This is a genomic window from Eudoraea algarum (assembly GCF_050589645.1).
In the GTDB taxonomy this organism is placed as follows: Bacteria; Bacteroidota; Bacteroidia; order Flavobacteriales; family Flavobacteriaceae; genus JBNGOQ01.
Genome location: NZ_JBNGOQ010000006.1, coordinates 1 through 19,802, shown reverse-complemented (window position 1 = coordinate 19,802; position 19,802 = coordinate 1). Strand labels below are relative to the sequence as shown.

Annotated in this window: 14 protein-coding genes and 1 tRNA gene; 8 read left to right on the top strand and 7 right to left on the bottom strand. The window is 45.6% G+C overall.

All coding sequences use genetic code 11. From position 1 onward, the window contains the following. The 4 genes from ACRD67_RS20600 to ACRD67_RS20585 all read left to right on the top strand — a co-directional run. A partial coding sequence (locus ACRD67_RS20600; protein WP_430969186.1) for a hypothetical protein occupies nt 1-516 on the top strand: 516 nt, incomplete at its 5' end. A 109-nt stretch (nt 517-625) separates the two neighbouring features. Next, nucleotides 626-1,900: a T9SS type B sorting domain-containing protein gene (locus ACRD67_RS20595; protein ID WP_430969185.1), complete on the top strand. Its 1,275-nt coding sequence runs from the start codon at nt 626-628 to the stop codon at nt 1,898-1,900. Between the two features lie 10 nt (nt 1,901-1,910). Then, nucleotides 1,911-2,852, top strand: a complete 942-nt coding sequence (locus ACRD67_RS20590; protein ID WP_430969184.1) for a PorP/SprF family type IX secretion system membrane protein — start codon at nt 1,911-1,913, stop codon at nt 2,850-2,852. 59 nt (nt 2,853-2,911) lie between these two features. Further along, nucleotides 2,912-4,855, top strand: coding sequence for an OmpA family protein (locus ACRD67_RS20585; RefSeq protein WP_430969183.1), 1,944 nt, complete (start codon nt 2,912-2,914; stop codon nt 4,853-4,855). Nucleotides 4,856-5,684: 829 nt separating this feature from the next. Here the strand turns inward: ACRD67_RS20585 and ACRD67_RS20580 are convergent. The 7 genes from ACRD67_RS20580 to ACRD67_RS20550 form a co-directional block, all read right to left on the bottom strand. Then, a tRNA-Val gene (locus tag ACRD67_RS20580) sits at nt 5,685-5,762 on the bottom strand. 86 nt (nt 5,763-5,848) lie between these two features. Further along, complete coding sequence (locus ACRD67_RS20575; protein WP_430969182.1) at nt 5,849-7,060, bottom strand: bifunctional folylpolyglutamate synthase/dihydrofolate synthase; 1,212 nt, start codon at nt 7,058-7,060, stop codon at nt 5,849-5,851. Nucleotides 7,061-7,091: 31 nt separating this feature from the next. Beyond that, a complete protein-coding gene (locus ACRD67_RS20570) occupies nt 7,092-7,991 on the bottom strand; it encodes an energy transducer TonB (protein WP_430969181.1) in 900 nt (299 codons plus the stop codon). Beyond that, nucleotides 7,991-8,377 carry an ExbD/TolR family protein gene (locus tag ACRD67_RS20565; protein ID WP_430969180.1) on the bottom strand — a complete coding sequence of 129 codons (387 nt, stop codon included), beginning with the start codon at nt 8,375-8,377 and terminating at the stop codon, nt 7,991-7,993. The genes ACRD67_RS20570 and ACRD67_RS20565 overlap by 1 nt, the downstream gene beginning before the upstream one ends. Nucleotides 8,378-8,386: 9 nt before the next feature. Continuing rightward, nucleotides 8,387-9,079: a MotA/TolQ/ExbB proton channel family protein gene (locus ACRD67_RS20560; RefSeq protein ID WP_430969179.1), complete on the bottom strand. Its 693-nt coding sequence runs from the start codon at nt 9,077-9,079 to the stop codon at nt 8,387-8,389. Nucleotides 9,080-9,129: 50 nt separating this feature from the next. Beyond that, the gene (gene nhaD, locus ACRD67_RS20555; protein ID WP_430969178.1) at nt 9,130-10,464 is read right to left on the bottom strand and encodes a sodium:proton antiporter NhaD; all 1,335 of its coding nucleotides are present in this window, start codon (nt 10,462-10,464) and stop codon (nt 9,130-9,132) included. Nucleotides 10,465-10,480: 16 nt separating this feature from the next. After that, complete coding sequence (locus ACRD67_RS20550) at nt 10,481-11,713, bottom strand: Glu/Leu/Phe/Val dehydrogenase dimerization domain-containing protein (RefSeq protein ID WP_430969177.1); 1,233 nt, start codon at nt 11,711-11,713, stop codon at nt 10,481-10,483. Between the two features lie 306 nt (nt 11,714-12,019). On the opposite strand from ACRD67_RS20550, the gene ACRD67_RS20545 reads away from it, so the two are divergent. From ACRD67_RS20545 to ACRD67_RS20530, 4 genes are all read left to right on the top strand, one after another. Continuing rightward, nucleotides 12,020-13,162, top strand: coding sequence for an acyl-CoA dehydrogenase family protein (locus ACRD67_RS20545; protein WP_430969176.1), 1,143 nt, complete (start codon nt 12,020-12,022; stop codon nt 13,160-13,162). Nucleotides 13,163-13,489: 327 nt separating this feature from the next. Continuing rightward, on the top strand, nt 13,490-17,998 hold the full coding sequence (gene gltB / locus ACRD67_RS20540; protein ID WP_430969175.1) for a glutamate synthase large subunit: 4,509 nt from the start codon (nt 13,490-13,492) through the stop codon (nt 17,996-17,998). A 9-nt stretch (nt 17,999-18,007) separates the two neighbouring features. Further along, nucleotides 18,008-19,474, top strand: a complete 1,467-nt coding sequence (locus ACRD67_RS20535) for a glutamate synthase subunit beta (RefSeq protein WP_430969174.1) — start codon at nt 18,008-18,010, stop codon at nt 19,472-19,474. A gap of 108 nt (nt 19,475-19,582) precedes the next feature. Then, nucleotides 19,583-19,802: hypothetical protein (locus ACRD67_RS20530; RefSeq protein WP_430969173.1), on the top strand; the 220-nt coding region annotated here is incomplete at its 3' end.

The window sequence follows — 19,802 nt, the reverse complement described above, 5'->3', positions numbered from 1 at the left end:
GTCACCGATGCCACCGCCAGTGGATCGCTGGTCCGTGCAGGGGCAGGTACCACCGCTAGCCCGTATACCCTGGACGTCGCCGATGGCGGGATCGGTACCGCGGAACTGGCAACGGACGCCGTGACCACCATCAAGATCACCGACGCCAACGTGACCCTGGCCAAACTGGCCGATGGTGCTACGACCGGGAACCTACTTCAATGGAACGGTACGGCCTGGGTGGAAGTGGCCGAAACTGCCATTACGGCAACGAAATCCATTACCGCACAAACAACCGATTATACGGTATTGACAAGTGATTATACCATTATTCTTAATTCGGGAGGATCTTTCACTACCGGAGTCACCTTACCAACACCGGCCGCTGGCAACACAGGGAGAATTTATGTGCTACGTAACAATAGCGGCGCAGGAGTTGCCATAGCAGGGGCAGGTACAGGAGGCCCAACCACGATTCCAGATGCATCCGCAGTATGGGTCCAAAGTAATGGAACCTCTTGGCTACAGATCAACTAAAGCAAAAGGGTGCACGGGACTTTCGACATGAAACACCGCCTGCCGAGCGGGCGGTGTTATACAAAATAGACCTTGTGCCGGACAACAATGCCGGATATAACAAATAACTATGATACAGCAACGTATGATGATACAAAAACTACGATTAGGGATGCAATGCATTTTGGCCATGGGGGTCATGATCGTATCCACATATAGTATAGAGGCCCAAATGGTCAATCAGGGCGAACTCACCATAATGCCCAACACCCAGGTAGGTGTATTGGACCCCATTGATAATGCCTCCTCTGGGATTTGGATGAACGATGGGGAGCTCTTTTGCTACAACCACTTTAACAATGACGGCATGGTAGATTTCCTCAACGAGGGCCTGACCCGGTTCGAGGGCAGTACCGTACAGCGTATTACGGGAAGTAGTGAAAGCTTTTTTTACGACCTGCTTTTTAACAACGGTTTTATCGCCTTGGCCTTTCAATTGGCAGGGAACATCACCGTAGAAAACGAGGCCAATTTTGATACCGGAGTTGTGGACGGTCAAAATTTTGGGGGCCTGTTGAGCTTCACCGCCGGAGCAGACCACATAAATACAAGTGACAATAGTCATATGGACGGAACCGTAATAAAAAACGGGGACAACAGTTTTGACTTTCCCATTGGAAATGCCGGGCAATACAGACCTGCCACTATAAATGCCCCCCAAAATGTTCTGGACCAGATTACCGGCCGTTACATTTTGGAGAACAGCGATCCCACCTATTCCCACGGATCTGCCGTTGGTGTTATAGAACGAATTGACAATACGGAATACTGGGTAGTGGAAAGGACCAACGGAAACTCCAATGTGGTTCTCACCCTGGGCTGGGATGCCGATACATCACCTAGCTTCATAACCGCTGCCAATCCTAATAGCTTGCATATTATACGATGGGATGCAAATCAGGGTTTTTGGGTAGATGAAGGGGGTATTCCGGATGCCGCCAACCAAACGGTAACCACCATTGCGGAGGTTTCCGGATATGGAGTCTTTACCCTGGCCACGGTAAGTGTGGAGGAGGTATTGCCTGGAGGTTTGGTATCCTACAATGCGGTATCCCCCAACGGAAATGGGGAAAACGATTTCTTTAGAATAGATGGTATAGAGCGCTTTCCAAACAACACCATGGAGGTATTCAATCGGTGGGGCGTACCGGTATACAAAACAAAGGGGTACAACCTCACTGACAATGTATTTCGGGGATTTTCCGAGGGCAATCTTACCCTTGGTGGTTCTGAGCCCTTGCCAACCGGAACTTACTTCTATGTCCTTACTTATGAATTCTCTGAAAATGGAAGTACTCCCCGTACGGTTCGGAAAACCGGATTTCTTTATATAGATGCAAACTAGACCAACACAAATGGAACTGCGAATTAATATGACTGCATTCAACAAAATTTTAGGAATCGGGGTACTGCTCATAATGACCATACCCGCGATTGCCCAGCAAGATGCGCAATATACCCAATACATGTACAACACCATCACCATTAATCCTGCCTATGCCGGAAGTCGGGGTTTTATGAGCTTTAACGGTATTTACCGATCTCAATGGGTTGGTCTGGAAGGAGCTCCAAAAACATCTTCTTTTTCATTGAACACCCCGGTAAATGGAAACGTAGGCGTTGGATTGTCTTTTTCGAATGACGAAATCGGGCCTTCCATTGAAAATGCTTTGGCCCTGGATTATGCCTATACCCTCCAGGTAGCACGGAATGAGACCAAACTTAGTTTTGGTATTAAGGCCGGGGTACAATTATTGGATGTTGATTTCACAAAACTTCTGATCTACAGCCCCTTGGAGCCTCAATTTCAAACAAATATTGACAATCGATTGACCCCCTTGATCGGATTGGGAACCATGCTCCATCATGATAAATGGTATGTCGGGATTTCCGCGCCAAATTTACTCAGAACGGAACATTATGAGAACAGCACACTATCTACCGCTTCGGAACAACTGCATGTATTCCTTACAGGAGGTTACGTGTTCGACCTTAACTTGGATACCAAATTTAAGCCCGCCTTCTTGGTCAGATATGTCAATGGAGCCCCCTTGGGGCTTGATATTTCCGCCAACTTTCTGTTTTTTAATAAACTAACCTTGGGAGCCGCCTATCGTTTGGATGCTGCGGTTAGCGGCCTGGCCGCTTTTCAATTGAGTGATCAGATAATGTTGGGATATGCCTATGATGCCGATACTACCGGCCTAAGCAATTACAATTCGGGCTCCCATGAAGTATTTCTAAGGTTCGAACTGTTTACGCGGGTGAGAAATAGGATATCCCCAAGATTCTTTTAAAACATATGGATGACATGGACCTTTTTAAGTTGTACGTTTTTACAAAAAAGATAAAGTATATGGTAACAAATTCCGCAATACGGTCATTGGCACTGACATGGACCCTTATGATAGGTATAACCCCTATTTTGGCCCAGGAGGGCAAACTAAAACGGGCCAACAAACAATACGATGATTTTGCCTACATAGATGCTGCAGAAATATATCTTGATGTAGCAGAATCCGGGTATAAGTCCGAAGAGCTCTTCAAAAAGTTGGGAAACACCTATTATTTTAATGCCCAGTATAATGAGGCGTTAAAATGGTATACCGAATTACTGACGTTAAACCCCCAACCAGATGAGTCCATTTATCTGTTGCGCTATGCACAGACATTAAAGGCCCTCGGGAAGGACAAGGAATCTGAAAAAGTATACAATGACTTTCTGGAGACGTTCAAATCCGAAAACCCAAGGTATTCCGACGCCCAGAATTATTTGGATATCATAGAAAAAAACTCCTATCGATATACCCTGGAGCCCCTTTCCATTAATTCGGAAGAAGCTGAATTTGGCACCGCCGTATTGGGAGATAAACTGATATTTAGCTCTTCAAAGGAAGAGGTCGGTGTGGTAAAACGGTTGAATGCGTGGACCAACGCAGCCTTTTCCAATATTTATGAAGTAACAATAGGTGAAGATGGCAACTTGGGGGAGCCCTTGAAAATTACCGGAAATCTGAATTCCAAATACAATGAATCATCACCAGCCTTTACCCGGGACGGCAATACGGTATATTTTACAAGGAACAACAACACCCCCTTGGACAAATCAGACAAAAAACAGCGGGAGAACCTTAAGATATATAGGGCTACCAAAACGGATGATAAATGGGGAAACATCCAAGATCTCTCCATCAATGGAGACAATTACTCCACCGCCCATCCGGCCTTGAGTCCGGATGAAAACACCCTGTACTTTGTTTCCAACCGGCCAGGTTCCCGTGGGGAAACCGATATCTTTTCGGTGACCATAAAGCCAGACGGCACCTTTGGAAAACCAAGAAACTTGGGCCCTGAGATCAATACCAAAGGCAGGGAATCCTTTCCCTTTGTGTCTTCGGATTATGAGCTCTATTTTGTTTCTGACGGACATTTTGGTCTTGGCGGGTATGATGTGTTCTACGTAGATCTAAAAAGCAAGGTGTTGCAGATGGTCAATTTGGGCAAACCGATTAACGGGCCTGAGGACGATTTTGCCTTCAGTATAGACAACGCAACCCGTAAAGGGTATTTTAGTTCCAACAGGACCGGGGGTAAGGGCCTGGATGATATTTATGCCTTTACAGAAACCCGAAAGATCAATGAAGCCATTACGAGTACCATCTCCGGTACCGTTACCGATAAAGATACCAACGAACCGCTAAAAGATGTGCGCATTAGCTTAAAAGACAACGAAAACCAAGTGGTGACCGTCACAAAAACCGATGAAAACGGAAGGTATACCCTGGATCTCAATAAATATTATGACCACACCCTGGTCTTGACCATAGAAGACTATGATGCCACGGACCTTTTTGTGGGCAAAGGATCGGAATCCCAGACCCTTGATTTTCAACTAAAGTCGAATGTCATAGATGTGATTGAGGGCACGGACGTAGCTACTATTCTGAATATGGCTATTTATTTTGATTTGAACGGTTACAGTATCAGACCGGATGCGGAACCGGAGCTTGCCAAAATCGCGGCAATCATGAAGCGAAATCCAGAACTAAAGATTACAGTAAGGTCGCATACGGATAGCAGGGCCAATGATAACTACAACCTGAACTTGTCCCAGAAACGGGCCGAGGCTACGGTCCAATTTATAATCAGTCTGGGTATAGACCCGGAAAGGATTTCAGGTGAGGGATTTGGTGAGCAGGAGCTCTTAAACCATTGTAGCAATGGGGTTTCCTGCAGTAAGGAAGAACACCAATTGAACAGACGAAGTGAATTTATAATTGATTCCATTAAAAATGAATAGGGCTAAACCAATTTAAGAAACCATCCAAACGCTGTTCAACGTCTTTTTATAGTAAGTTTAAGTTAGTTTGTTTCAAGATAACCGTTGCCTTAAGGCGGCGGTTTTTCTTTTGGGGTCAACAATCCCGAAGCCTATTGGAAAAAATCCATCCCCAATTCAGACCTATCGTTCTGATTATAATCCAACTCGGAAATATCCATATGGGTATAATTCATGCGAATGTTGTTAACCATGAAAAATGGATCATTTTCAGACGCGACCCAGTTTCCCATGGTATTCAAGGTTCCTTCCCAGGTGTCGCCAAAAACCTTTTTTGACCTCTATTTTTTAACGTATTTTTTCAAGCGGTCTCCACAGATAAAGGGAAAAAGTGATCCTAAGGTTTCACCGGTTAAATCTAACTCTACCTCTACAAAAAAATTCTCCATGGTGTACAAGATATAGGAAGACCGCTTAGTGCGATGACTACCAATACGCTTGCCCTGGGCCAAAAGAAGATCCCATTGTTGGGCTTTTGTAAGCCGGAGAAAATGAAGAATGGTCATAGGTTCTATTTTTCCGTATGGGGTCCCCTATCCATGAAATGCATCGGAGCCATATACGCATTAAAGTAAGCCCTATGTAGGGTCGTGGAAAAACCTCGTGTAATAACTGGGCCTATATGGTAATATGTGGAGTCATTGATTGGATGACCCGTGGGTAGACACTTCTTATTCCCAAAAAACAATGATTGCCCTGCAGTTGAGTATACACCCCCTTTTGCTAAAGTCCTACTTTGGTTGACTTCTGGAAATAAAAAAATCCACACTTACGTATGGATTTTTGTTTGTGGTGGGCGCTGAGGGATTCGAACCCCCGACCCCCTCGGTGTAAACGAGGTGCTCTAAACCAACTGAGCTAAGCGCCCTATTTCATTAAATTCCCCCATCCTTGGATAAGGGAGTGCAAATATAGGATTGTTTTTATTTCCTTAAAAGAAAAAAATGTAAAAAATTACAACACTTCCGCCACGGTAAAGGTACTCCCGCCAACATAGATAAAATCTGTGTCCAGCGCCTTTTTCAACGCAGCCTCGTAGGCTTCTTTCACCGAGGTGTATGCCTGGCCCTGTAAGCCATAAGCTTGGGCCTTTTCCAGTATCCCTGCAACCTCCATACCCCGTCGGATATTGGGCCTACAAAAGTAATAGGTGGCCTTTTTAGGTAACAACGGAAAGATCGAATCCAAATTTTTGTCCATTACAAAGCCAAGTACCATGTGCAAGCTATCAAAATGCTGTCCATTTATCTGCTTCAGTACAAGGGTGAGACCTTCACTGTTATGAGCCGTATCGCACACCACTTTGGGCCCATGCTGCAACACCTGCCACCTTCCCATCAATCCTGTATTTTCCACTACACGCAAAAAACCGTTCTTAAGGTGCTCTTCCCGAATGACAAACCCCTTGAGTTGCTTTAGCACAGCAAGCACACCTTTACAATTTCTGGCTTGGTAATGACCCAATAGGGAAGTTGGGTAACTGTTGTGCACCTCTTGGCTGGCGAAGACGAGTTTTGTCTTTTTTTCCCTTGCGACCGATTCAAAGACATCGGCTACCTCTTCTTGATATTCACTTATGACCACGGGCACCTTTTCCTTTATGATTCCTGCTTTCTCATAGGTGATTTTGGATAAACTATCCCCCAACATATCCATATGGTCAAACCCGATATTGGTAATTAGGCAGACCTCGGGGGTAATGATGTTTGTAGAATCCAATCGGCCTCCCAACCCCACCTCAACAATAGCAATGTCCACGCGATTTTTTGCAAAGTAATCGAAGGCCATACCCACGGTCATTTCAAAAAAGGAAAGTTGCTGTGCCTCAAAGAAAGGCCGGTTCTCGGCTACAAAATCAATGACATTGCCTTTACTGATAGGTTCTCCATCAATTTTTATCCGTTCCCTAAAATCCTTCAGGTGTGGCGAAGTGTACAATCCAACTTTATAACCGGCCTCATATAAAATGGAGGCCAACATGTGGCTGCTGGAGCCCTTGCCATTGGTGCCGGCTACATGGATGCTCTTAAATTTTCTTTCCGGACGGCCCAAGTGCTCGGAAAGGGCCTTAATGGTGTCTAACTTTCCATTGAACGCACTTTTACCTTTTTCCTGGTACATTGGAAGTTGTACAAACATCCAATCTAGGGTTTCCTTATAGGTCATGTAATACCAATTGAATTTGCAAAGGTACGACCTATTCTCCCAATTTAAAATTGACCACGACAAAGCCCACCTGTTGATTCGGTGCATTGGAATCCAAATTCCATCGATGCTTAAAAGCGGTTTTCCTTGCAGGGTCCAATAGACACGGATCATTGTTGGTAGTTCCCTTTACACCGGGGGTGGCGCTGACCACTTTTCCATTTCTATCTACCACAATTTTTACAACGACCCTTCCTTCCTGATTACAATCTTGCGGTACTTTGCCCCTGCTCACCAAGGACCTTCCGTTGAGGCCAAAGCCACCGGTACCACTTCCCGAGCCTGGGCTTCCATAATAACTGGTAGCGTAGGGGTCCCCTTCTGGCTTGCCTTTATCACCGCTTCTGTTATCATCGCCTTCCGAACCGCTGGCGGTGCCGTCGGATTTGTTGAGTCCGCCCATCAAGGCATCCAATTTGTTTTTTTTGGCTTCGCGTTCCTTTTGGGCCCGCTCCTCCGCTTCACGTTTTTCACGGGCTTCCCTATCGGCCTTGGCCTTGGCCTGCTTGGCAGCTTCGTCTGCTTTGCGTTTCGCCTCCCTTTCCTGCTTTATTTTGATGGATTCGGGGTCTTCCTTGGTAAGTACCTTTTCTACCGGTTCTTCTTTGGCCACCTCTTCCTGGGCAACTTTTTCCGGTTCCTCCTCCTCTTCCACTTCTTCCGGAACAGCTGGCTTATTGGGTACTTTTACAGGTTCCGATTGTATTTTTTCTTTGGGCTGCACTCGTCCACTTCCAAAATCGGTCGTGCCAAAATTCACGGAAATGCCATTCTCAATGGGCGGATCCATATAGGTGAGCCCTATGTAAAAAAGTAAAAGGAGTAGTACACTTAACAACAATGTGGTAAGTGTAAAGGATTTTTTTTTGTGTCTCGTATCTAGTAGCGACATTAATTGGGTCGCACTGCAAGAATAACCTTGTAACTGTTTCTGTTGGCGATATCCATAACGTTTACCGCCTCTTTGATGGCAACACTCTCCTCTGCCCTAAGAATAATCGTAGGTTTCTCCTGTCCTTCCAGTGCTTTTTTTAATTCAATTTCTATGTATTCTCCGTTGATGCGTTCGCTGTTCACAAAATATTCCAGGTCCTTGTTGATCGTAACCGATACATTTTGGGTGTTGGTCGATTTTCCTTTGGCCTTGGGTAATAGAAGATCTAGGGCGTTGGGCGCATTTGAGGTCAGCATAAAGAAAACCAATAACAGAAAGACAATATCTGTCATGGACGACATACTGAATTCCGGGCTTACCTTGTTTCTACCTTTTAACTTCATGGGCTCGGGCTAGGCGGGTTCATTCAACAAATCCAAAAATTCCACCGCATTGGCTTCCATTTTATGGACTACTTTATCGGTCCGGTTCACTAGGTGGTTATAGCCAATATACGCAATAATCCCCACTACAAGACCTGCTACGGTGGTTGTCATGGCTGTATATATCCCTGATGCCAAAGAGCCCATCTCGGCCTGTCCGCCGCTAGAGGCCATTTCGTGAAATGCAATAATCATACCGATGACCGTTCCCAGGAATCCGATCATAGGAGCAGCTCCGGCCACAGTTGCAAGAACACTGACATTGCGTTCTAATTTGTAGACCTCCAAGGTACCTGCATTTTCTATTGCTGTGTTGATATCATCAAGCGGTTTTCCAATTCTGGAAACCCCTTTTTCCGTAAGCCTGGCCACCGGGGAATCGGTCTGGGCACAAAGTATTTTGGCCGCTTCCAATTTGCCGTTCATGACATGGTCCCTAATCTGGTTCATGAAGTTTTTATCTATTTTGGAGGCTGCCTTTATTGCAAATATGCGTTCAAAATAGATGTACATCGCAACAAATAACAGCACAAAAAGCACGGAAATAATCACGATACTTCCGGCGCCCCCATTAACGATTAAATCTACAACTGAAAGTGTTTTCTCTTCGGACAAAGCATCCCCGATTTCGGCCTCATTGGCGAGGTCTTGGAACAATACCATATGTTTTCATGTGTTTACGTTGCCTTAATAACGGTATTTTATCGATAAAATTATACGTGTATTACAAAATCTCGCATTAAAATAAAGGCAATGGCACCGGCCACAAAACCTACCATAGCAAGCCAGGCAATTTTTCTGAGATACCAGAAGAAATCTATTTTCTCCATTCCCATGGCCACTACTCCGGCAGCGGACCCAATGATGAGCATACTGCCCCCGGTACCGGCCGAATACGCAATAAAATGCCATAGCGGATTGTCTATAGGTTCTGAGAACATGCCCATACTTGCAGCTACCAAAGGAACATTGTCAATTATCGCAGAGCCTACACCAAAAAGCATGACCACAATGTCGGTATTGGGTATGGCCTCATTTAAACTACCTGCATAGTTGAATAAATACCCTAAGGATTCCAATGCGGCAACTGCCAGTAGTATTCCCAGGAAAAATAAAATACTGGGCAATTCAATTTTGGAAAGCGAATGATGCACCGGACTATGATGGCCGGCAGCAGCGTGACTTCCGTCATCCACATTGGATATGCTAAATTTGGAACTGCTGTATATTTCCGCAAAGGTGGCCACCACGGCTAGGGAAAGCATCATGCCCACATAAGGTGGCAAATGGGTTATCGTTTTGAAAAAGGGCACAAAAACAATGGCTCCCAGGCCCAAATACAACATGGTTGCCCCAAATTTTGATTTAGGACCATTTTCCTCAAACGACCCTTCAATTTGGCCGCTAAACTCCTTTTTTGTACCTGCGAGCAGCGTGGGCACGATCATACATATGATGGAGGGTATGAGTACATGGATAATCAACTGACTTGCAGAGACCTTATTGGCAATCCACAACATGGTGGTGGTAACATCTCCGATCGGTGACCAGGCACCTCCCGCATTGGCAGCTATAATAATCATACCGGCAAACCAAAGTCTGGTGTTCCTATCCTTGATCACCTTTTGTAAAATGGTTACTAAAACAATGGTCGCCGTTAGATTATCGATGATCGCGGACAGGATAAAGGCCAAAATGGAGAAAAGCCATAACAGCTTTCGTTTGCTCTTGGTCCGGATATAGCCCTTTATTGTTGCGAACCCATCAAAATAATCTATGATTTCAACAATGGTCATAGCGCCCAATAGGAAGACCAATATTTCCGCTGTTTTTCCCAGATGATGCAATAATATTTCATCTATATGGGTTGGCTCCAACTCCCTAAGTTCAGCGTTCACCTCAAAAACGGGCATGTGCGCCAAAGCTATGATAGCCCACAATATTGCCATCATGGCAAGGGCCGGTATGAGCTTATCAATTTTAAGGTTATGTTCTAGGGTAATTGCTAAATAGCCAGCCAGAAATACAATGATAATAATGGTCTCCATAGTCGGTCGGTTTTAGTTATATTAATTGTTTTAATGCAATCTCAAATCCAGTCTTGCTGAGATTTTGCTTCGACGGATTTTGCTTAAAGATATTCAAAATTGCCTTTCGAATGGTATCGGAAGTATCATTAAAAATTAATTCATCGTCCATTCCTACCCTTCTTTCCATAAAATAGGCAAAAACCCGAGCCATTCCACAATTGGAAATAAAGTCCGGAATAAGACTCACCCGTTCATCCGTGTACTCCATAATGGGTCCAAAAAAAATCTCCTTATCGGCAAAGGGGACATTGGCCCCACAGGTAATGACTTCAAGGCCCGAATCGATCATTTTACCAATCTGCTTTTTCGTAATCAACCGCGAGGCGGCACAGGGTGCAAATATCTCCGTAGGCAAACTCCATATGCGCTCATTGATTTCTTCAAAAGGTATCATATTGTGGGCATCTGCCATAAGCGTGTTTCCTCTTTTGTTTAGGAAAAAGGTGTTGATCTCTTCAAAGGAAAAACCCTCTTCATTGATAACACCTCCCACTCGGTCAATGATTCCAACAACCTTGGCCCCCATCTGCGCCAGATAAAAGGCGGCGGCCGAACCCACATTTCCAAAACCTTGGATTATCGCTCTTTTCCCTACCACTGTTCCACCGTAGATGGCGTAATAATGCCTTACGGCCTCGGCCACCCCGAACCCGGTAATCATATCGGCTACGGTATATTTTCGGGCTACATCGGGGGAATAGGTATGACTTTCCAATACCTTGATGACCCCGAGCCTCAGCTGACCGATCCTATTTATTTTATCTGCTTCCGTAGGCCTAAAATGTCCGTTAAATACACCCTCTTGGGGATGCCATACCCCCGCGTCTTCGGTTATGGGGATTACCTCATGGATTTCATCCACGTTTAGATCACCTCCCGTGCCATAATAACTTTTCAATAAGGGTGCTACGGCGTTATACCATCTTTCCAAAACCTTTTTTTTTCTTGGATCGTTCGGATTAAAATTAATGCCCGACTTGGCGCCCCCTATGGGCGGACCCGAAACCGTGAACTTAACCTCCATGGTCTTTGCCAGGGACAGGACCTCGTTCATATCGAGGCCTTCCCGCATGCGGGTACCCCCACCGGCGGCACCTCCCCTAAGGGAGTTTATGACCGTCCAACCTTCTGCCTCAGTTTCTGGATCTTTCCAATTAAAAACGATTTCCGGTGCCTTGTTTTCGTATTTATTAAGTAATTTTTTCATTTTGGATTAAATAAAATTATGTGACCTAGGTATTTCACTTCTCGCTCAAAAAACAAATCAAACCGTATGCCCCTAAGGGCTAATGCTGTCTCATAATTTATACTTATCTTACATGGCGGACCTGCCAACGGACAAATATAAAAATATTGGTCAGGTTTTTGAGTTTTTCCCGGGAGCAAGAAGAAAATGCCCGTCTAAGCCTTCCGTTTTCTACATTGAAACATTCATATTTCTCACCTTCATTTATTACATATTTGCCAATATACCTGTATATTTGCAGGGATTTTTTATCAATACCACGGAAAAATGGACTTTACACTATCAGAAGAGCAATTAATGATACAACAGGCGGCAAGGGACTTTGCCCAGAACGAATTGCTTCCAGGGGTAATTGAACGCGATGATGCCCAAAGATTTCCCACGGAAGAAGTAAAAAAAATGGGGGATCTGGGGTTTCTTGGCATGATGGTAGACCCCAAATATGGGGGAAGCGGCCTTGATACGATGTCCTACGTTATTGCCATGGAGGAACTCTCCAAAGTAGACGCATCCAGTTCCGTAGTGGTCTCGGTAAACAATTCCCTGGTATGTTGGGGCCTGGAGACCTTTGGAAACGAAGCTCAAAAGGAAAAATATTTAACCCCGCTGGCAACCGGTGAAATGATTGGGGCCTTCTGTCTGTCGGAGCCAGAGGCAGGCAGCGATGCCACCTCCCAGAAAACAACAGCTATAGACAAGGGAGACCATTATGTGCTGAACGGGACCAAAAACTGGATCACCAACGGAAACTCTGCGGGTGTGCACTTGGTAATAGCCCAAACCGATGTAGAAAAAGGGCATAAGGGAATCAACGCGCTTATCGTTGAAAAAGGCACTCCCGGTTTTGAAATTGGCCCTAAGGAAAATAAACTGGGAATCCGCGGAAGTGATACACATTCCCTTTTGTTCAATGATGTTAAGGTACCTAAGGAAAATAGGATAGGCGAAGACGGCTTTGGATTCAAATTTGCCATGAAAACACTGGCCGGTGGCCGTATTGGTATTGCCGCCCAAGCTTTGGGCATTGCGGCCGGGGCCTATGAACTTGCCAGAAAGTATGCCAAGGAGCGAAAGGCCTTTGGGACGGAGATAGCGAACCATCAGGCCATTGCCTTTAAATTGGCCGATATGCACACCCAGATCGCAGCCGCCCGTCACCTGGTCTACAAAGCCGCTTGGGACAAGGATCAGGGAAATAATTATGACCTTTCCGGTGCCATGGCCAAATTATATGCCTCACAGGTAGCCATGGAAACAACGGTGGAAGCTGTACAGGTGCATGGAGGTAACGGCTTTGTCAAGGACTATCACGTGGAACGATTGATGCGCGATGCCAAGATCACACAAATTTATGAGGGAACCTCCGAGATCCAAAAAATCGTAATTTCCAGAAGTATTCTTCATAATTAACTCTTGCCAACGCTTCATACTTGGACAATACCCCTTTATTTTATAGGGTATTCCTCCAAATTTCATACAATTGACACCATTCTCCTTGAAAATAGTAGGGGTATGATTAATTTTTGATACAATCCCCACATCTTACCCCTATTATTGACACCCATGCATCCCGTCGGATGGGTCAATTTATCAATATCATAAATTACCCCAAGCAAAAATCCAGATATATGTTTTTTTCAATGTTTTATTACAAACGTTGAATTTTTTGTTAAGTATCTATAATAAGTTTACATATACTTCAAATAAAATGATATTTTTGAGAAAATATCGCAATTTATGAAGTTGAAAAAGCAGGGATTGTACTTACCGGAATTTGAGCATGACAATTGTGGTGCAGGATTTATCTGCAGCCTAAAGGGAAGAAAATCCAACGATATCATCCATAAGGCACTGGAAATATTGGATAAGTTGGAGCATAGGGGCGCTGTTAGTGCGGACGGTAAAACAGGGGACGGTGCGGGAATTTTGATCGACATCCCCCATGATTTCTTTTTGGAGGTTTGTGATTTTGAATTACCGGAGCCCGGCGGCTATGCGGTAAGCAATGTTTTCTTGCCCCAAAAGGAAAACCAAAGGGACTATTGTATCTCAATACTTGAAAAAGAGATAAAAAAACAGGGCCTCAATTTGCTCGGATGGCGCAATGTTCCCGTAAACAAATCGGTTCCTGGAAGGATAGCTGGCGAAACCGAACCCTTTGTAAAGCAGCTTTTTGTTGGCAAGGAAAAGGAAGATCAGACCTACTTTGATTTCAACCTAAAACTGTTTATTGCAAGAAAGGTAGCAGAACACGGTATTCTCAGTTCCAAGCTCTCAGAAAGCCAGTTCTTTTACCTGCCCAGTCTGTCCACTAAAATTATCATCTTCAAAGGGCTCCTTATGCCCCAGGATATTAAATTGTACTATAAGGACCTTATGGATCCGAGGGTGGTGACCCGTTTGGCCCTGGTGCATCAACGGTTTTCCACCAATACCTTTCCCACCTGGGATTTGGCACAACCTTTCCGCTACATGTGCCATAACGGCGAGATCAATACACTACGTGGCAATGTCTCCAGGATGCGGTCCCGGGAGGAGCTCTTAGAAAGCGATTGGTTCGGAGATGAAATCAAAAACGTCCTCCCCATAGTACTGCCCGGAAAATCGGATTCGGCAACCATGGATATGGTGGTGGAATTATTATTGATGACAAGGCGCTCCTTGCCCGAGGTGATGATGATGCTGGTGCCCGAAGCGTGGGAGAAGAACACGGAAATGTCAGAAGCCAAGAGGGCCTTCTATGAATATAATTCCTGTCTTATGGAACCCTGGGACGGTCCGGCATCGATTCCTTTTACCGACGGAAACTATATTGGCGCCGTCCTTGACAGAAATGGCTTGCGTCCTTCACGCTATTCAGTGACCAAGGATGGCTACGTCATTATGTCCTCCGAGACGGGCGTGGTTGAATTGGAACCGGAGAACATTGCGTTCCACGGAAGGTTGGAGCCTGGAAAAATGTTCCTGGTAAATATGGAGGAGGGTCGTATCGTAAACGATGAAGAGATCAAGGAGGAAATCGCGCAACGGCATCCGTATAAAAAATGGCTGGACAATAACCTGGTGCACCTAAGGGATATCCCCTATAATGACTGCCCACTTTTCTTGGGGGAAGCTCCCTTGGAAAAAAGAAAGGCGGTCTTTGGGTATACCTTGGAGGACATCAATACCATTATCCTTCCCATGGGGAAGAATGCCAAGGAACCTATTGGCTCTATGGGGTCCGATACGCCTATTGCGGTACTTTCCGAACGGCCTCAATTGATTTACAATTACTTTAAGCAATTGTTCGCGCAGGTTACCAACCCGCCCTTGGATGGTATCCGGGAAGAACTGATAACCGATATTAGCCTTACTTTGGGCAGTGATACCAACATTTTTGAATTCTCTGAACTGCACTGCAGAAAATTGAAAATCCAGAATCCGGTAATTTCAAAGGAAGACCTTGACAAAATAAAGAATTACGATGCCAGTCCGGATTACAAGGTAGTTTCCATCCCAATGCTCTACGATATTGAAAAAGGCCATAACGGATTGGAGCAAGCACTGGAATCGATCCTGGATAAAGCTTCGCGTGCCATTGACCAAGGGGCCAATATCATCATCCTTTCGGACAGAAATGTGAATGGGGACAAAGCTCCGATTCCCGCCTTGTTGGCGTGCTCCTATGTAAACAGCGGACTGCAGCGCCTACGAAAACGCTCACAACTCAGTGTTATCATAGAGTCGGCAGAGCCTAGGGAAGTACATCATTTTGCATTGTTATTCGGTTTCGGAGCCAGTGCCATTAACCCCTATTTGGTCAACGAGATCATTGCAGAACAAATTGAAGCGAACGATATTACCGAGTACTCCTTTAACGAGGCCATAAAAAATTATAACAAAGCAATAGGCAAGGGAATATTAAAGGTGATGAACAAAATTGGCATCTCTACCTTAAATTCCTATCGAGGTTCCCAATTGTTCGAATGTATCGGTATCAATACAAAAGCCGTGGAGAAGTATTTTCCCAATACGCCCACGCGCATTCAGGGCATAGGCCTGTATGAAATTGAGAAGGAAATCAACAAACGGCACCAAAAAGCCTTCAAAAAGCAGGAAATTGCAGCCAATCTCGATTTGGAGATCGGCGGGGAATACCGATGGAGAAGGGACGGGGAAAAGCATATGTTCAACCCCCTTTCCATTGCAAAACTTCAAAAATCGGTCCGGAACAACGAACCTGAAACCTATAGGGAATTTTCAGAAATGGTGAACGAACAATCCAAGAATTTAATGACCATTCGCGGCCTGTTCGAGTTTTCAAACTACGATCCCATTCCCATAGAAGAGGTTGAACCTTGGACCGAAATCGTAAAACGGTTTAAGACTGGTGCCATGTCTTATGGATCTATAAGCAAGGAGGCCCATGAAAATTTGGCCATTGCCATGAACCGTATCGGGGGGAAAAGCAACTCGGGAGAAGGCGGTGAGGACGCAGAACGTTTTTATAAAAGTCAGAACGGGGACTGGAGAAACAGCGCCATTAAGCAGGTGGCCTCAGGAAGGTTCGGGGTAACCTCCAACTATCTGACCAGTGCCCAGGAAATACAGATAAAAATGGCCCAGGGCGCAAAACCAGGCGAAGGTGGGCAGCTGCCGGGACCAAAAGTTAATCCCGCTATAGCAAAAACAAGAAATTCCACTCCCTATGTAGGATTAATATCCCCGCCACCGCATCACGACATTTATTCCATTGAGGATCTGTCCCAATTGATATTTGATCTAAAATCTGCCAATCGGGATGCACGTATCAACGTAAAGCTTGTCTCTGAAGTAGGCGTTGGAACCGTTGCTGCGGGCGTAGCCAAGGCCAAGGCCGATGTTATCCTTATTTCTGGGTTCGACGGCGGTACAGGTGCTTCTCCCCTAACCTCGTTAAAACATGCAGGCCTGCCCTGGGAACTGGGCATCGCCGAGGCACAACAGACCTTGGTACTCAACGATTTGAGAAACAGGGTAGTGGTAGAATGTGACGGACAGCTAAAAACAGGTAGGGATGTGGCCATTGCCTGCCTATTGGGTGCTGAAGAATTCGGTTTTGCAACAGCCCCCTTGGTTGCCTCGGGTTGTATCATGATGCGGGTATGCCATTTGAACACTTGCCCTGTAGGCATCGCCACACAGAATCCGGAACTGCGAAAAAAATTCAAGGGAAAACCGGAGCATGTCGTCAATTATATGTATTTCATTGCCGAGGAATTACGTGCGATTATGGCCCAATTGGGCTTTAGGACCGTCAATGAAATGGTGGGTCAAGTACATAAGTTGGATCGAAAAAAGACCATTGAGCACTATAAGGCGGCAGGAATTGACTTGACCCCTATATTGTATCAAGTTGATGTGCCCAAGGGGACCAAATTTTATAATACCCAGGAACAACGCCATCATATTAACGATTCTATGGAATTCGAAATCATAGAAAAAGCGCATCCAGCTTTGTTCCGCAAGGAAAAGACTGTCCTGAATTTTCCCATTAAGAATACGGATCGGGCCATCGGGGCCATTATTAGCAATGAGATATCAAAGATATACGGGGCCGAAGGGCTGCCCGAGAATACTTTAAAAATAAACTTCACTGGATCTGCAGGACAAAGTTTTGGGGCGTTCGCCACAACAGGTCTCACGATGATCGTCAACGGAACCACCAATGATTATTTGGGAAAAGGACTCTCTGGGGCCAAATTAGTCATCAAGGTCCCGGATAAGGCTTCCATAGATCCGGAAAAAAATGTAATCACCGGAAATGTAACACTGTACGGGGCTACTTCAGGAGAGGCCTACATCAATGGCAAGGCCGGGGAACGCTTCTGCGTTAGAAATTCGGGCGCCAAGGCTGTTGTAGAGGGCATTGGCGATCATGGATGCGAATATATGACCGGTGGGGTGGCTGTAATACTGGGCGAAGTGGGTAGAAACTTCGGTGCGGGCATGAGCGGAGGTATCGCTTATGTCTTCGATGAGCACACCACTTTTGAAAAGAAATGCAACAAGGAGGCCCTGAACTTGCTCCCATTGGATGAGGACAACGATATCAAAACCTTGAGGACGTTGCTTGAAAATCACTATAATGCTACCTTAAGCCCTCTCGCGCAGCGTATTTTGGAAAATTGGGAAAGCTACCTGCCCAAATTCATAAAGGTTTTCCCTGAGGAATACAAACAAGCCCTGATCCGTTTGGAAAAGGAAAGATTAGAAACCATATAAACATCGAAAATGGGAAAGATTACAGGATTTTTGGAATTCGATAGAAAGGTGGAGCAATACGCACCTACTGAGGAACGTGTAAAGCATTTCAAGGAGTTTACACTTCCCATGAAGGAAAAGGAGTTAAAGGAGCAGGGGGCTCGCTGTATGGACTGTGGTATTCCTTTTTGTCACAGCGGTTGCCCGCTAGGAAATATGATTCCCGATTTTAATGATGCGGTGTACCGCGGAAAATGGGAGAAAGCAGCAGAAATTTTGCATTCTACCAACAATTTTCCGGAATTTACGGGGCGACTGTGCCCAGCACCTTGCGAGGAAGCCTGTGTCCTTGGGATAAACGAAGACCCTGTCTCCATTGAAAACATAGAGAAAAATATTGTGGAAACTGCGTTCGATAAAGGGTGGATTACCGCCCAGATTCCAGAAAAACGCAGTGGGAAAACCGTTGCCGTGGTGGGTTCGGGGCCAGCCGGTCTTGCGGCTGCCCAACAATTGAACAGGGCAGGGCACTTGGTTACCGTATTTGAGCGCGATGAAAAAGTGGGTGGACTACTACGGTACGGAATCCCTGATTTTAAAATGGAAAAGCACATCATAGATCGCAGATTGAAGATTTTGGAAGAAGAGGGCATCCAATTTAAGACCAATACCCATGTTGGGGTGGATATTATGGCTGATCAGCTCAAAAACGATTTCGATGCCTTGATATTATGTGGCGGGGCCACTATCCGAAGAAACCTTCCTATCGAAGGCGCCAACCTAAAAGGGGTGGTACAGGCCATGGATTTTCTCGCACAAAATAACCGACGGGTCGATGGAATACAGGACTTGGGCGAAGCGATTTTGGCCAAAGGGAAAAATGTCATTGTAATTGGAGGGGGGGACACTGGTTCTGATTGCATTGGGACTTCCTTTAGACAGGGTGCAGTGAGTGTTTCCAATTTTGAGATTATGGGTAAGGGCACCCCTGAGCGTCCGGCGGATCAACCATGGCCCTTTTGGCCCATGCGTCTGCGCACAAGTTCCTCACATAAGGAAGGGGCAGAACGCTTTTTTAGCATCTCCACCAAAAAATTCATAGGGGATGCGGACGGAAATCTTAGTGGCCTGGTTACTGCGGAGGTAGAATGGATAACAAAACCCGGTGAAAGGCCCGTATTAAAGGAAGTACAGGGTACAGAAAAAGAGTGGAAGTGCGAACTGGTGTTGTTGGCAATGGGTTTTACGGGTTCGGAAATGACCATAGCGGACCAGCTTGGACTGGAGATTGATCCACGCACCAACATCAAGGCTTCCGTAAAGGATTATATGACCAATGTTCCCGGTGTATTTGTCGCTGGAGATCAGCGCAGGGGGCAATCGCTTATTGTTTGGGCCATTTCCGAAGGTAGGCAGGCGGCCTATCATATAGATAGTTATTTAATGGGCAGATCAAACTTGCCGCTTAAGGGCGAAGGAGATTTACCAAGCTTATAAGAAACTGTTTATTTGTTTATTTGAATTAGTTGATAAAGGCTGCTCCTTGCCCTGGGAGCGGCTTTTATGTTGTTGGTCTATTTCTTATTGCTCTTGACCTGTCGGACGGTGGGAAAGGAGCTCGATGACCGTACCCGATCTACCGCTACGGCCCTTTTTTTGGGGCCCTGCTCCAACTCCTCCCCCCAGGGGGGAGGTGGTCTTGGCTCCGCCAAGACCGGAGGGGGACGTCCCGGGATGGGTCCCCGTACAAAAAAAGGGCACAAAAAAAAGTCCCCCACAGTAAACTGTAGGGGACTTCGAAAAAAGGCGGCGGCCTACTCTCCCA